Annotated in this window: 9 protein-coding genes; 3 read left to right on the top strand and 6 right to left on the bottom strand. The window is 69.0% G+C overall.

Going from position 1 to position 14896, the window contains the following annotated elements; all coding sequences use genetic code 11:
- Nucleotides 1-18: 18 nt before the first annotated feature.
- Nucleotides 19-1419 carry a PLP-dependent aminotransferase family protein gene (locus V6Z91_RS25480; protein WP_338762862.1) on the bottom strand — a complete coding sequence of 467 codons (1401 nt, stop codon included), beginning with the start codon at nucleotides 1417-1419 and terminating at the stop codon, nucleotides 19-21.
- A 168-nt stretch (nucleotides 1420-1587) separates the two neighbouring features.
- Between V6Z91_RS25480 and V6Z91_RS25485 the strand changes: the two genes are divergently transcribed.
- Nucleotides 1588-1839 carry a hypothetical protein gene (locus V6Z91_RS25485; protein ID WP_338762864.1) on the top strand — a complete coding sequence of 84 codons (252 nt, stop codon included), beginning with the start codon at nucleotides 1588-1590 and terminating at the stop codon, nucleotides 1837-1839.
- Between the two features lie 10 nt (nucleotides 1840-1849).
- Here V6Z91_RS25485 and V6Z91_RS25490 read toward each other — a convergent pair whose 3' ends face one another.
- The 3 genes from V6Z91_RS25490 to V6Z91_RS25500 are packed head-to-tail and all read right to left on the bottom strand — an operon-like array spanning nucleotide 1850 to nucleotide 5299.
- Nucleotides 1850-2437, bottom strand: coding sequence for a PqiC family protein (locus V6Z91_RS25490; protein ID WP_338762866.1), 588 nt, complete (start codon nucleotides 2435-2437; stop codon nucleotides 1850-1852).
- Complete coding sequence (locus V6Z91_RS25495) at nucleotides 2434-4044, bottom strand: MlaD family protein (protein ID WP_338762868.1); 1611 nt, start codon at nucleotides 4042-4044, stop codon at nucleotides 2434-2436. Before V6Z91_RS25495 ends, V6Z91_RS25490 begins: the two co-directional genes overlap by 4 nt.
- Entirely contained in the window at nucleotides 4037-5299 is a 1263-nt protein-coding gene (locus V6Z91_RS25500; RefSeq protein WP_338762871.1) for a paraquat-inducible protein A, read from the bottom strand. The genes V6Z91_RS25495 and V6Z91_RS25500 overlap by 8 nt, the downstream gene beginning before the upstream one ends.
- Before the next feature lie 255 nt (nucleotides 5300-5554).
- Here V6Z91_RS25500 and V6Z91_RS25505 point away from each other — a divergent pair, with 255 nt between their 5' ends.
- Both V6Z91_RS25505 and V6Z91_RS25510 read left to right on the top strand, forming a co-directional pair.
- Complete coding sequence (locus V6Z91_RS25505) at nucleotides 5555-6613, top strand: AI-2E family transporter (RefSeq protein ID WP_338762874.1); 1059 nt, start codon at nucleotides 5555-5557, stop codon at nucleotides 6611-6613.
- 13 nt (nucleotides 6614-6626) lie between these two features.
- Nucleotides 6627-10982, top strand: a complete 4356-nt coding sequence (locus V6Z91_RS25510) for a DEAD/DEAH box helicase (protein ID WP_338762876.1) — start codon at nucleotides 6627-6629, stop codon at nucleotides 10980-10982.
- Nucleotides 10983-11139: 157 nt separating this feature from the next.
- On the opposite strand, the gene V6Z91_RS25515 is transcribed toward V6Z91_RS25510, so the two are convergent.
- Nucleotides 11140-13845 (bottom strand): PAS domain-containing protein, encoded by a 2706-nt coding sequence (locus V6Z91_RS25515; protein ID WP_338762879.1) that lies wholly within the window; start codon nucleotides 13843-13845, stop codon nucleotides 11140-11142.
- A 121-nt stretch (nucleotides 13846-13966) separates the two neighbouring features.
- Nucleotides 13967-14875 carry a LysR family transcriptional regulator gene (locus V6Z91_RS25520; protein ID WP_338762881.1) on the bottom strand — a complete coding sequence of 303 codons (909 nt, stop codon included), beginning with the start codon at nucleotides 14873-14875 and terminating at the stop codon, nucleotides 13967-13969.
- Nucleotides 14876-14896 lie beyond the last annotated feature (21 nt).

Below are 14896 nucleotides of genomic sequence, written 5' to 3' on the forward strand. Positions count from 1 at the left end.
TCCAAACAGCCTCATCAGCTACACCACGGCACCACTGAATGCGTCCGGCCGTCGCGCCAGCAGCTGGGAAAGCCGCTGGAGCCCTGCCCGCAATTGCCCACGATCCTTGATGCTGCCCAAGGAAATCCTGATCGCATTCACGGAACCACCGTCAATGGCGAATGCCTCCGCCGCCGTGACCGCCACGCCCTCGCTGCCGGCCGCCCGCGCAAGCTGGGAGGAGTTCCAATACGCCGGCAACTCGATCCATACGTGCAGCCCGTCGCCAGCGCCGGTGCAGCGCCCGGCAAGAACATCGCGCGCCATCCGATGGCGCAGGCGCACCTCGCTGCGCACGCCCTCCATCAATCTGAATGCCGAACCGTCGAGTATCCATTGCGTGGCCAGCGCGGCCGTCAGCGGAGCGGTCATCAGGGCGAACGATCGCAGCGCGGCCAGGAAACGCTCCCGTACCTGTGCATCGCGCACCAGCACGAAGGCGACCCGCAAGCCGGGCGTCAGGCATTTCGCCAGCGTCGAGATGTAATAGACATGGTCCGGGGCCAGGGTGGCGATGGGCGGCGGCGGGCCTTCGGCAAGAAGCCAGTACGGATCGTCTTCGACGATGCGCACGTTGCAGCGCTTCGCAATGGCGGCGAGTTCCTTTCGACGGCGCTCCGGAACGGTCATTGCGGTCGGGTTCTGCAAGGTCGGATTGAGGTAGACCAGCTCCGGCTTGTGTGCGCGGCAGGCTTCCTCGAGCAACTCGGGCACCATTCCGTGCCTGTCCGCTCCCACCGCAACGATGTGCCGGCCGAACTGCGTCGCCGCGGCGCGCAAGCCGGGATAACTCATTGGCTCGGCAAGGATGACGCCGCCGGGCTCGGTCAGCGCAAGCATCAATGCGGCAATCGCTGCCTGCGCGCCAGGGCAGACGACGAGCTGCCCATGATCCAGTCGCCCGAACATCGGTTCGAGCCACGTGGCACCCGCCTTGCGGTCGGAATCGCTGCCTCCGCCCAGGTGGTAGGTCATCAGCAAACCATTGTCTGCCCCCATCAGGACCTGCGACAGTCCCTGTTTCAGCATGTCGTCGAAGTCCAGGCCCTCCGGCGGCGGCGGGGTATTCATGCTCAAGTCGAGAACGGACGTCAACTCGACTTTCGGCGCGGCAACATATGTGCCGCGCGCGCCGCGGCCCTCCAGCAGGTTGCGGCGCCGGGCCTCGTCATAGGCGCGGGTGACCGTCGTCAGGTCGACATGCAGGTGCGCGGCCAGCTGGCGCTGCGGAGGCAGGCGGTCGCCCGCTTTCAGCGCTCCGGCCGCGACGGCCGCCTGGAGCGCATCGGCAATTTGCAGGAAACGCGGCCCGCCACGCGCCGTCAAGCGCGGCAGCCAGGCTGGCAAATCGTCATCTTGTATGGATTTCAACTGGGACATTATGTCTCAATGTATGGAGATTGCTTTCACGTAGTATGCGACAAGACGTGCAGCACGACCATACTTGCAGAGCATTGCACCGAAGCTCCGGCGGATCAAGACGGCGAGTTCTTCGCACTGCTCTCAACGCCACACAATGCCCATCAACAGCCGGAAATACCCGAAATCATGGAATGGTTCCCCACAGTCGCCTTCACATTCAAAATCCTCGTGCTGGCCATCGGCATGTTCTTCGCCGTCAAATGGCACTACGACCAGGGGAAGAAGAAGAACAAGCAGCACGAGAAAGGCACGCGCGCGGTGCTCATCGCGGGCGGCAAGGTTGCCGCCATCTTCACGTTGTCGCTCGTGGGCCTGGGGCTCTTCACCTTCTTCCTGATGAAGACGTTCGGCCTGGGCGTCATGATGACCCTGCCTTGATGGCAGACGGTCAGCACGCTCCCGCTTTCCCCGCCTGGCGATCGCCGACGGCCCGCGCAATTTCCTTCGCCAACTGGCCCAGCGCGGCCCGGTGGCCGGCCACCAGCGCCTCGTAGCCCATTCCCACATCTTCCCGCTGCACACTGCGGCAAGTGAGCACTGTACTTTCTCCGACCCGCCGCACGCTCCACACCGCGTCGACGAGTGCATGGGAACCGGGCACGGACTCGAAGCGCTGCACATTCGTACTGATCCGGTACACGGTCGCGCCCTCGGGTACGGGCGAGCGGTAGACGTCGATCGCGCCCAGCCGTGCGGTGACACCCTGCGACAGCGCAGTGCCGATCTCGTCGGCCAGCGGACCGGCCCAGCGGTGCTGGTCCAGCACCTCGACGCGCCCTGCGCCGGCACCGACCACGAGCTGTTCGCGGCGCACCTGGGCCGGCACGCTCACCGCCAGCATTTCGATGTACAGCGGCGCAGGTGCAGCCGGTGCAGCCGGCGCGGCGCCGGCCGCCAGCGTATAGAAACGCTCGGTGGGCGGCGCGGCGCAACCGGCCAGCAGCACGGCGGCAGCGAGCATGAGGCATCGATTCATTTCTTCTTCTCCTGGGGTTTGCCGCGGATCAGCGATTCCGGGTGCCGCTCGAGGTAGTCGGCCAGCGCTTCCACCGACTGCATGGTGCGCGTCACTTCCTGCAAGGCTTGCCGCAGGTCCGATTGCAGCGGCGCATCCTGCGCCAGCAGGTTTTCCGCGCTCGCGAAGGTCTTGCGGGCGGCCGCCAGCGTGTCCTTCACTTCCGGCAGCACTTCGCCATCGACCCGCTCCAGCGTGGTGGTGAGTTCGGCCAGCGTGCCGTTGGCCTGCACCAGCGTGCGGTTCAGGTTCGTGCCGATCTCGTCGAACGGCACCTTGTCGAGCTTGCGGGCGATGCTCTGCAGCTGGCTTTGCAGCTCGTCCAGCGAGCCCGGGACCGTGGGCAGCACCAGGCGGTCCGGTTCCACCACCAGCTCCGCCTTCGGCGCATCCGGGAAGAAGTCCAGCGCGACGTAGAGCTGGTTCGTCAGCAGGCTGCCGGTGCGCAGCTGGCCGCGCAGGCCGCGGCCGATCATGCGCGCCATCGTGTCGTGCCCGGCCTGCATGTCGCCGGAATAGGCGTCCAGGAAGCGCTTGCCGAGGCGGCCTGGATACAGGTCGATCGTCACCGGCATGCGGAATGCCCGGCGCTTGCGGTCGAATTCCACGCCCACTGCGCGCACCTCGCCCAGCACGATGCCGCGGAAGTCGACCGGCGCGCCCGGCACCAGGCCGCGCAGCGACTGGTCGAAGTACAGCACCGCCGCCACGGCCGGGCCGTCCGGTGCCCGCAGCGCCGCCGCGCGGTCGTCGGCCAGGATGAAGCGCGTGCCCGCCGGTGCCGCCTGCGCCGGCTTGCGGCCGTTGCCGGATTCGAAGGCGATGCCGCCGGTGGCCAGTGCCGCCAGCGACTGGGTGTTCAGTTTGAAGCCGGCCGCGTCGAGCCGCAGGTCGACGCCGCTGGCATGCCACCAGCGCGTGTCGACGCCCACGAAGCCCACGTAGCGATCCTCGATGAATACCGACATGTCGATGCCGTCGCCTTCGCGATCGAGCTCGAAGGCGGCCACCTGCCCCACGCGCACGCGCCGGTAATACACGGGCGAGCCGATGCTCACCGACCCCAGGCTGTCCGCATGCAGCCGGTATTCGCGCCCCTTCAGGCCCGGGGGCACGGCCGGGGGCCGGTCCAGGCCGACGAAATCGGTCGCCGTCGCGTCCTTCGTGCCCGGCGCGGCGCCGATGTAGGGGCCGGACAGCAGCGTGCCCAGGCCGGACACGCCGCTCGCGCCGATCTGCGGCCGCACCACCCAGAAGCGCGTATCCTCGGCCGCGAAGCGCCGGGCTTCGCGCGCCATCTGGATCTTCGCCAGCACCCGGTCGCCATCCTCGGCCAGGGTGACGGCGACCACTTCGCCGATGTCGACATCCTTGTACTTCACCTTGGTCTTGCCCGCCTCCAGCCCTTCGCCGGTGGCGAAGCTGACGGTGACCGTGGGGCCGCGGCTGGTCATCCAGTTCACGACCTGCGTGGCGCCGATGATCGCGGCAACCACGGGAATCAGCCAGATCAGCGATGGCAGCCACCGGCTGGGCCGATCGACGGCGGGAGGTGGAAGGTCAGTCATGCTTTGCTCCGCTCATTGCTTCATTATCGATGGGGTCCCAGATCAGGCGCGGGTCGAACAGCGCGGAGGCGATCATCGTCAGGATCACCACGCAGCCGAAGGCGAGCGCGCCGGGGCCGGCGGTGATCACGGCCAGGGCCTGGAAGCGCACCAGCGCCACGGTCAGCGTGACCACGAAGATATCGAGCATCGACCAGCGCCCGATGAATTCCACCATGCGATAGACGCGCGTGCGCCCGGCCGGCGCCCAGCGCGAGCGCCACTGCGCCGTTCCGGCCAGCACGGCCAGGGCCACCAGCTTCGACACGGGCACCAGCACGCTCGCCACGAAGATCACGATCGCCAGCCCCGGCGAGCCGGTGTTCCAGAACAGCAGCACCCCGCTCGTGATCGTGTCGCCTTCCGTGCCGCCGATCGATTCCGTGTACATCACAGGCAGGATATTGGCCGGCACGTAGAGCAGCGTCGCCGCGGCGAGCAACGCCCACGTCCAGGTGATGCTGTTCGGCACGCGGTGGTGCAGCACGGCGCCGCAGCGGCAGCAATGCCCGCCTTCGGGGCGATCCTGGTTGACGAGGCCGCAGCTGCGGCATTCGAGCGGGTGCGCGTCCGCCGCCAACGTGACCGGAGGGCGCGGCGGCATGAACCGGTCGCCCAGCGTCCACAGCGCGCGCGGCTCGTAGCGCAGCACCACCGCGCCCAGGATCGTCAGCGCGGCGAAGGCGAACAGGCCCGGATGGGGAATCACGCGCGCCAGGCCCGTCATCTTGATGGCGGTGATGAGAATGCCGACCATGAGCACTTCCGTCATCGCCCAGTGCCGCGCGCCCTGCACCACCCGCAGCAGCAGGTGGAACCCCGGCACGAGCCGCCCCTTCAGCAAGCCGAGCGACACGTACAGCAAGGCCCCCAGCTCCAGCGCCGGGAAGGCGATGGCGAAGAAGAACACCATGGCCGCGATCACCTCCATGCGCTCGTTCCACAGCACGCCCACGGCTTGCAGCAGCGTCACGCCGGACGTCAGGCCGTTCAATTCCAGCTCCACGATGGGAAAGCACTGGGCGATCAGGTAGGTGAGCACGGCGCCCAGCGTGATGGCCACCATCGAGGCCGGCGTCGGCGCGGGGCCGGTGGCATACCATTTGTACAGCACGCTGGCGCAGCGCGTGCAGCGCGCCCGCTGCCCGTCCGACAGCGCATGCCAGCGGTGCAGCGCGCCGCAGTCGTGGCAGCCGATCGGTTCGCCCTCGGTCACGCGCGCCTCCCCGCCGCCGGGCCGGCGGCACGGGCGGGCATGAAAGGATCGTGGTCGGCGAAACGGAGCGGCATCGGTTCCCGGATGGTGGCGCGGACGGCGGACTTGTCATTATGGCCAGATGATACCGTGCGGATGCGCACGATTGGCTGGCAAGCGGCAACGCGGCGCATGCCGCACGACTCCGTTTGGCGGAAACATTGCCCGTTCGGCTATGATGGCTCACATCGTGAGCTCACTTGAACAATACCAATAATGAAGCGCTATACCCTGCCGCAATCCTCGTTCCTGTTCCTGCTCGGCCTCGTCACGCTGGCCTTTTTCTGGATCCTGCTGCCGTTCTCCGGCGCCGTGTTCTGGGGCGTCGTGTTCTCGATCGTGTTCGCGCCGCTGTATGCGCAGATCCTCAATGCCGTGGGCAACCGGCCGAACTCCGCCGCCCTGCTGTCGCTGCTCGTCATCATCCTGATGGTGCTCATGCCGCTGGCGATGATCACGGCCTCGCTCGTCGATCAGGCGAGCGGCGTCTACCTGATGATCGAGTCCGGCCAGATCGACTTCGGCCGCATGTTCCAGCAGGTGATCAATGGCCTCCCCGGCTGGGCCGTGACCCTGCTGGACCGCTTCGAGCTGACCAATATGGCGTCGCTGCAAGCCAAGCTGACCGCGGCCGCCGCGCAGATCAGCCAGACCACGGCGCGCTATGCGATCGACTTCGGCCGCAACGCGTTCGACTTCCTCGTCAGCACCACCGTCATGCTGTACCTGCTGTTCTTCCTGTTCCGCGACGGCCGCACGCTGGCGGCGCGCATCAAGCGCGCCGTGCCGCTGGCCTCGCGCTACAAGAAGCCGCTGTTCGACAATTTCACGACCGTGATCCGCGCCACCGTGAAGGGCAATGTGCTGGTGGCCATGGCTCAGGGCGCGCTGGGCGGCCTGATCTTCTGGCTGCTGGACGTGCCCGGTCCGCTGCTGTGGGCCGTGATCATGGCCTTCCTGTCGCTGCTGCCCGCCGTGGGCGCCGCGATCATCTGGGGACCGGTGGCGATCTATTTCCTCGTCACGGGATCGGTGTGGCAGGGCGTGGTACTTGCGGCATACGGCGTGCTGGTGATCGGCCTGGTCGACAACCTGCTGCGCCCCGTCCTGGTGGGCAAGGACACCAAGCTGCCCGACTACATCGTGCTGCTGTCGACCATCGGCGGCATGGCCCTGTTCGGGCTGAACGGCTTCGTGATCGGGCCGGTGATCGCCGCCCTCTTCATCGCCGCGTGGGACCTGTTCTCGAACGCGGACGAGTTCCACGGCGAGTAAGGGCCGCGCGGCGATGGACATCCGTTCCCGCCCAGGGCACGATTTCCATCCTGCCGTGGCGGCCTGGTTCGCCGCCAGCTTCCCGTCGGCCACCGAGGCGCAGCGCCGCGCCTGGCCACTGATCCAGGCCGGCAGGGCGGTGCTGGTCGCCGCGCCGACCGGCTCGGGCAAGACCTTGACGGCCTTCCTGGCCGCCATCGACGCCCTGGTGCGCGAAAGCGTGGCGTCGCCGCTGCCGGACGAAACGCGGGTGCTGTACGTGTCGCCGCTGAAGGCGCTGTCGAACGATATCCGCGTCAACCTGCTGGCACCGCTCGAAGGCATCGACCGTGAACTGGTGGCGCTCGGCCTGCCGCCGCACGGCATCCGCAGCGCCGTGCGCACCGGCGACACGCCGCAGGCCGAGCGCAATGCGGCGCGCAAGCGCCCGCCGCACATCCTCGTCTCCACGCCGGAATCGCTGTACGTGCTGCTCGGCTCGGACAGTGGCCGTGCCATGCTGTCGACCGTGCGCACGGTGATCGTCGACGAGATCCACGCGGTGGCCGGCAGCAAGCGCGGCAGCCACCTGGCCCTGAGCCTGGAGCGGCTGGAGGCGCTGTGCAAGTCAGCCCCGGTGCGCGTCGGCCTGTCGGCCACGCAAAAGCCGATCTCGCTGGTCGCGCAATTCCTGGCGGGGGCCGGCCGCGACTGCGCGATCGTCGACGTCGGCCACGTGCGCGCCCGCGACCTGGGCCTGGAACTGCCGCCCGTGCCGCTGGAGGCGGTGATGCCGAACGAGGTGTGGGAACGGGTGTACGACCGGCTGGCCGAGCTGGCGGCCCTGCACAAGACCACGCTGGTGTTCGTCAACACACGGCGCATGGCCGAACGCATGGCGCGCCATCTGGCCGACCGCCTCGGCGCCGGGCACGTGGCGGCCCACCACGGCAGCCTCGCCAAGGAATTCCGGCTCGACGCGGAGCAGCGCCTGAAACGGGGCGAGCTGCGCATGCTGATCGCCACCGCCTCGCTGGAACTGGGCATCGATATCGGCGACGTGGACCTCGTGTGCCAGATCGGTTCACCGCGCAGCATCGCCGCCTTCCTGCAGCGGGTGGGCCGCTCCGGCCACCAGGTGGGCGGCATGCCGAAGGGCCGGCTGTTCCCCACCTCGCGCGACGACCTCGTGGAATGCGCCGCGCTGCTCGACTGCGTGCGGCGCGACGAGCTGGACACGCTGCACATCCCGAACGCCCCGCTCGACGTGCTGGCCCAGCAGATCGTGGCCGAAGTGGGAAGCCGCGAATGGCACGAGGATGCGCTGTTCGCGCTGGTGCGGCAGGCGATGCCCTACGCGGCATTGCCGCGCGAGCGCTTCGATGCCGTGCTGCGCATGCTGACGGAAGGCTTCAACAGCCGCCAAGGCGTGCGCGGCGCCTACCTGCACCGCGACGCCGTCAGCGGCACGGTGCGCGGCCGGCGCGGCGGGCGGCTGACGGCCGTCACCTCGGGCGGCGCGATTCCCGATAACGCCGACTTCACCGTGGTGCTCGAACCGGGCGGGCAGAACGTGGGCACCGTGCACGAGGACTTCGCCGTGGAGAGCCTGGCCGGCGACGTGTTCCAGCTCGGGAACACGTCGTACCGCATCATGCGTGTGGAGGCGGGCAAGGTGCGCGTGGAGGATGCGCACGGCGCGGCGCCGAACATCCCGTTCTGGCTGGGCGAAGCGCCGGGCCGCAGCGACGAGCTGTCCTTTGGTGTCGCGCGGCTGCGCGGCGAGATCGACCGCCTGCTGGGCGAACGCGACGACGGCGCGGCGGCCATCGAGCATGCGATCGACTGGCTGTTCGAGCACCTAGGCCTGGCCGACGAGGCGGCGCGGCAGATCGTCGAGTACCTGGCGCGGGCGCGCGCCGCGCTCGCCGCCCTGCCCACGCGCGATACGCTGGTGATGGAGCGCTTCTTCGACGAATCGGGCGGCATGCAGCTCGTGCTGCACGCGCCCTACGGCAGCCGCGTCAACCGGGCCTGGGGTCTGGCCCTGCGCAAGCGCTTCTGCCGCACCTTCAACTTCGAGCTGCAGGCGGCGGCCACCGAGGATGCGATCGTGCTGTCGCTGTCCGAAAGCCACAGCTTCCCGCTGGACGAAGTGTGGCGCTACCTGCGCTCCACCAGCGCCGAGCACATCCTGGTCCAGGCGCTGCTCGACGCACCGCTGTTCAACGTGCGCTGGCGCTGGAACGCAACGACCGCCCTGGCCCTGCCCCGCTTCGCCGGCGGGCGCAAGGTGGCGCCGCAGCTGATGCGCATGAAGAGCGACGACATGCTGGCCTCCGTGTTCCCCGACCAGGCGGCGTGCCTGGAAAACATCGTGGGCGAGCGGGAATTGCCCGACCACCCGCTGGCGGACCAGACGCTGGACGACTGCCTGCACGAGGCGATGGATGCGGAAGGCTGGCTGGCGCTGCTGCGCCGCATGGAGGCGGGCGAGGTCCGGCTGCTGGCGCGCGACCTGCCCGCGCCCTCGCCGCTGGCCATGGAAATCCTCAATGCCCGCCCCTACGCCTTCCTCGACGATGCGCCCCTGGAAGAGCGCCGCACGCAGGCGGTGCTGAACCGGCGCTGGACCGATCCGGCATCGACGGACGACATGGGCGCCCTCGATTCCGGCGCAATCGAGGCGGTGGCGGAGGAAGCCTGGCCGCGCGTGCGCAACGCCGATGAAATGCACGAGGCGCTCGTCGCGCTCGCGTGCGTAACGCGCGGCGAGGCGGCGGCCAACGATGGCTGGAACGACTGGCTGGCCGCCCTCGTGAAAAGCGGCCGCGCCACGCGGCTCTCCGGCGGCGGGTTCGACGCGTGGGTGGCGCTGGAACGGCTGGCCTGCCTGCGGGCCGCCTATCCCGATGCGGTGGCGCAGCCGGCGCTGGCGATTCCAGCGCGGCTGGAGACCGACGAGCCATGGACGCGCGACGCGGCACTGGTGGAACTGCTGCGCGCGCGCCTGTCCGGCTTCGGCCCGCAGGGCGTGGCCGCCATCGCCGCGGCGCTCGCCCTGCCGGAAAGCACGGTCACTATCGCGCTTGCCGGGCTGGAAAGCGAAGGCTATGTGATGCGCGGCCGCTTCACGCCCGGCGCGGCCGGCGAGGAGTGGTGCGAAAGGCACCTGCTGGCGCGCATCCATCGCTACACGATCCGCCACCTGCGGCGCGAGATCGAACCGGTGGAGCGGCAGGATTTCATGCGCTTCCTGTTCGACTGGCAGCACGTCGGCGAGGAGACGCGGCTGCAAGGCGCCGACGCGCTGCCGCAGGCGCTGGCGCAGCTGGAAGGGTACGAGGCGGCAGCGGGCGCCTGGGAAAGCGACCTGCTTGCCGCACGGGTGAAGGAATACTCGATGCTGTGGCTCGACGAGCTGTGCCGGTCCGGCCGCATCGTGTGGACGCGCGTGGGCGCGCCGCCCAGCGCCAGCGGCGGCCCGGTGCGCGCCACCCCGCTGGTGCTGCTGCCGCGCCGGCAGCTCGCGCTGTGGCATGCGCTGCCGGCGGTGGCCAGCGAGGTGCAGGTCTCATCGCGCGGCGCGCGCGTGCTCGATGCCTTGCGCGCCCACGGCGCCATGTTCTTCGACGAGCTGACGATGGAAGCGCGCCTGCTACCGGCCGAACTGGAAGACACGCTGGGCGAACTGGTGGCCACGGGTCTCGTGAACGCGGACAGCTTCGCCGGCCTGCGCGCCATGCTGGTGCCGGCGAACAAACGCAATGCGATGGACCGCAAGCGCCGCCGCGGCGCCGGGCCGACGATGGAGGAAGCGGGCCGCTGGGCGCTGGTGCGCCGCGCCGAGGGCGTGACCATCACCGAGCGCGGCGCGCAGGCGCCCGGCGATATCGCCAGCCGTCCCGCGTCCGGCCGCCGGCCGCGCACCGAACCGGCCACCCTGGAACACATCGCCATGACCTTGCTGCGCCGCTACGGCGTGATGTTCTGGCACCTGCTGGAGCGGGAAGCGGCCTGGATGCCCGCCTGGCGCGAGCTGCTGCCGGTCTATCACCGCCTGGAGGCGCGCGGCGAGATCCGCGGCGGGCGCTTCGTGGCTGGCCTGTCGGGCGAACAGTTCGCACTGCCCGAGGCGATCCCGCTCCTGCGCGACATGCGCAAGCGGCCGCACGACGCCAGCCTGGTACTGGTCTCCGGCGTCGATCCGCTGAACCTCGCCGGCATCGTGCTGCCGGGCGAAAAAGTGCCCGCGCTGGCCGGCAACCGCTTGCTGTACCGCGACGGAACGCCGGTGGCCACGCTCGTCGCGGGCAAGTTCCACTACCTCGGTTCGCCCGCGCCGGCCGAGCGCGAGGCGCTGCACGCGCGGCTGGTGGCGCCGCGCTAGTGTGGTGAAACAGAGAGTCGTTGACTAATAAATTTGACGAAATCGTCTCAAGACAAGACGGAAATGCGCGGTAAGGCCGGGGCCTTTCCGTGCATTTTCAACGCAGTGTTGAGGCGATTTTCGTCGAATTTATTCAACGAATTTCTGATTCAGCACACTAGGCACGCCGATTGCGCGCCATGCCGGCCAGGATTGCCCGCACCTCGGCGATCTGCGCCGGCTTGGTGAGATGATGGTCGAAGCCCGCCTCGCTCGACCGGCCGCGGTCGGTCTCGGTGCCCCAGCCGGTGAGCGCGACGAGACGGATGCCCGCGAGGCGCGGCAGCGCGCGCATCGCCCGCGCCGTCTCGTAGCCGTTCATGCCCGGCATGCCGATATCGAGGAAGGCGATGTCCGGCGTGAAGCCGCGCACGGTCTCCATCGCGGCCAGCCCGCCGTGGGCGATGCGGACGGCGTGGCCGTCGAGCTCCAGCAGCATCGCCAGCGCGGTGGCGGCATCGACGTTGTCGTCCACCACCAGCACGTTCAGTGTCGACGCGTCGGGCATCGCGCCGTCGGCGGGCACGTCCTCCGCCGGCGCGGCGGTCCCGGCGCCGCCCAGCAGCGGCAGGCGCACCACGAACTGGCTGCCGGCGCCAATTCCGGCGCTGCTGGCGCTCACCTGGCCGCCGTGCTTTTCCACCAGCCGCCGCACCAGCGACAAGCCGATGCCCAGGCCGCCCTGCGCCAGGTCGAGGTTGCGGCCGATCTGGCTGAACATCTCAAACAGCTTGCCGATCGATTCGGGCGCCAGGCCCACCCCGCTGTCGGCCACCGTGATCACGGCCATGCCGCCGTCGCGCACCGCCGATAGTCGGATCGCGCCGCCTGGCGGCGTGTACTTGGCGGCGTTGTTGAGCAGGTTGGCCACGACCTGGGCGATGCGAACCACGTCGACCTCCGCTTCCAGCGGCTCCTCGGCCATGTCCACCGTCAACGCATGGCGGCCCGCCTCGATGGCCGGAAGGCTCGTCTCCACCGCGCCGGCCAGCACCTGGCGCAGGTCGGCGCGGGTCTTCTTCAACTTCAGCTTGCCACCGCTGATGCGCGCCACGTCGAGCAGGTCGTCGATCAGGTGCACCATGTGCTCCACCTGGCGCTCCATCATCTCGCGCACCTTCCGCACGGCCGGGCCGCTGTCGTTCGACAGGCGCATCACGCCCAGGCCGCTGCGGATCGGCGCCAGCGGATTGCGCAGCTCGTGCGCCAGCGTGGCCAGGAATTCGGTCTTGTGGCGGTCCGCCTCGGAGAGGTCGGCCGCCAGCCGGCGCAGGTGTTCGTCGGCCGCCTTGCGCGCCGTGATGTCGGTGAACAGCAGCGCCACGCGGCCGCTGCCGGGCCCGCCGCTGGGGGTGGCGTACACGTCGAACCACCGCTGCATCGCCGCCGCCTCGCTTTCGAAGCGCACCGGCTTGCCGGTGCGCGCCACCTGGCCGTAGGTGTCGACCCAGAACTCGTCCAGGCCGGGCACCAATTGCTTCGCCGTGCACCCGGCCGCGCCCTTCAGCCCCGTGTGTTCCTCGAACATGCGGTTCATCTCGAGGAAGCGGTAATCGGCGTAGCGGCCATCGGGCCCGGCGATCATCTCGATGATGCAGAAGCCCTGGTCCATCGATTCGAACAGCGTGCGGTAGCGCTCCTCGCTCGCGCGCAGTTCCTGCGCGACCCGCTCGCGCTCGGTGGTATCGAGCACGATCGCCACCAGGCCATGGATCTTGCCGTTCTGATCGCGCAAGGCGTTCACGCTGCTGGTGGCGGGCATCAGCGTGCCATCCCTGCGCCGGTAGTGCTTGTCGATCACCACGCCCACGCCGTCGTGCAGCAGGCGGGACATGGCGTCGAGCGTGGCTTCCAGCGAACCGGGCGCCGTCACTTCGACCACGTTGCGGCCGATGAGCTCATCGCCCTCGTAACCCAGCATGTCGCGATACTTGCGGTTGACGAACACGATATTGCCCATCACATCCATCTCGACGACCCCGGTGGCGGCCTGGCTGACGATCTTCTCGAACCGCTCGCGGCTTTCGTACAGCGCCAGCTCGGCTTGCTTGCGCGGCGTGACGTCGACCGCATTGGCCAGGATGCCGGTCACCTGCCCGTCGGCGTCGCGCAGCGGGGTATAGACGATGTCGACGTAGCGCCTCTCGAGGGGCATGCCGGGGTGCCGTTGCAGCAACACCGGCATGTCGGCACCGGCGAACGGTTCGCCGGTGCGATACACGGTGTCGAGCAGTTCGAAATACCCTTGGCCTTCGATTTCCGGCAGCGCCCGACGGATCGGCTGCCCGACCGGGTCGCGGTTGCCGACCAGCCGCAGGTAGCGGTCGTTGACCAGTTCCACCACGTGCTCGGGACCGCCCAGCACGCAGATCACGGCCGGCGCCTGGCGGAAGATCTCGTTCATGCGCGCGTTGGCCGCGCGCAGCTCGCGCTCGGCTTGCCGCGTCTCGGTGATGTTGCGGGAAATGACGAGCAGGCAATGGCCGCCGTCGCCGGGATTCACGACGGGCGCGATCCGCACGTCCCACCACTTCGGCGTGCCCGCGGCGGTCGGGCACATGCCCTGGAACTGGCCGGTGCCGCCATCGCGCGCCGTGGCGATGGCCGCGTCGATATCGGCATGGCTGGCCGCGGGCCACAGGGACTTCCACGCCAGCCCGGCCACGCTGGAGAAATCGCCGATCTCCATCGCCCGCAGGCCGTTGCCGTTCATGGCCAGCACGCAGCCCGCGGCATCGAGCAGCTTCATGCAATCCGGGCTGCTTTCGAACAATTGCCAGCCCAGCGCGGGGGCGAGCAGGGTTGACGGTGCTTGGGTCGACATCGTTGCTTCTCGGGCCATGGCACGGGCCGGCGGCTGTTGGGATGAAAATGGCCGTTATATCACGAGGCCCGTCGCGGCAATGTGAAAAAGCGAACCGAGCAGCAACAGTTCCTCGCGCCGGCTACGCGCCGGGCTCGCTGCAGGCGCGGATCACGCCGCGCAACCACCGGTGGCCGGGATCGTCCTCGCGCCGTGCATGCCAAGCTTGCTGGTAAGAAAAACTGGGCAGCGCGAACGGCGGCTTGAAGCGCCGCAGCGCCTTGTGCGGCTGCATCGCTCCCGTGGTGCGGCTGGCGGCGGTGAGAATCAGGTCGGTCCCGGCGATGAGCTCCACCGCCGCGCTCCAGTGCGGCAGTGCCACGGCGATATGCCGCTGCAGGCCCAGCTCCCCCAGTGCCTTCTCGATCTCGTCGTAGGAGTCGGGGCGCAGGGCCAGCTTCACGTGCGGCCGCGCCAGGAATTGCTCCAGCGTCAGGCCGCCCTTGGCCGGCAGCGTGGCCCGGTCGGCCAGGCTCACGAATTCCTCGGAAAACAGGTCTTGCACGTGAATGGTTTCCGGCCGGTCCGGGAAGATGCCGAGCGCCACGTCCACCTCGCCGTCGACCAGCTGGGCCAGCATGGCGTCGCGGCTGGCCTGGCTGATCGCCAGGTCGATGCCCGGCGCATGGCGGCGCACGTAACGCACGAGCGGGGGCAGGATGATGCGCGACGAATAGTCCGACAGCGTGAGCCGGAAGCGACGGCGCTCCGCCGCCGGATCGAACTGCCGGGCGCTCAGCAGGCCGTTCAGGGTGCCCAGCGCCTCGGCGAGCGGGTCGATCAGCGCCTGCGCACGGCCAGTGAGCGCCATGCGGCCCTCGCGGCGCACCAGCAGCGGATCGTCGAAATGGTCGCGCAGCTGCGCCAGCGCGTGGCTCACTGCCGGCTGGCTCTTGTGCAGCCGCAGGGCGGCGCGGGTCACGTGCTTTTCCGCCAGCAGCGCGTGCAGCGTGAGCAGCAGGTTCAGGTCGATACGCCGCAGCTCATCCATCTCGACTATCCATGATGTTTA

This window comes from Massilia sp. METH4 (assembly GCF_037094685.1).
Lineage (GTDB): Bacteria > Pseudomonadota > Gammaproteobacteria > Burkholderiales > Burkholderiaceae_D > Rugamonas.

Excerpts from the sequence above, each read along its gene's own strand:
- V6Z91_RS25480 (WP_338762862.1), bottom strand. The coding sequence starts at position 1,419 with ATGTCCCAGTTGAAATCCATACAAGATGACGATTTGCCAGCCTGGCTG.
- V6Z91_RS25485 (WP_338762864.1), top strand. The coding sequence starts at position 1,588 with ATGGAATGGTTCCCCACAGTCGCCTTCACATTCAAAATCCTCGTGCTG.
- V6Z91_RS25490 (WP_338762866.1), bottom strand. The coding sequence starts at position 2,437 with ATGAATCGATGCCTCATGCTCGCTGCCGCCGTGCTGCTGGCCGGTTGC.
- V6Z91_RS25495 (WP_338762868.1), bottom strand. The coding sequence starts at position 4,044 with ATGACTGACCTTCCACCTCCCGCCGTCGATCGGCCCAGCCGGTGGCTG.
- V6Z91_RS25505 (WP_338762874.1), top strand. The coding sequence starts at position 5,555 with ATGAAGCGCTATACCCTGCCGCAATCCTCGTTCCTGTTCCTGCTCGGC.
- V6Z91_RS25510 (WP_338762876.1), top strand. The coding sequence starts at position 6,627 with ATGGACATCCGTTCCCGCCCAGGGCACGATTTCCATCCTGCCGTGGCG.
- V6Z91_RS25515 (WP_338762879.1), bottom strand. The coding sequence starts at position 13,845 with ATGTCGACCCAAGCACCGTCAACCCTGCTCGCCCCCGCGCTGGGCTGG.
- V6Z91_RS25520 (WP_338762881.1), bottom strand. The coding sequence starts at position 14,875 with ATGGATGAGCTGCGGCGTATCGACCTGAACCTGCTGCTCACGCTGCAC.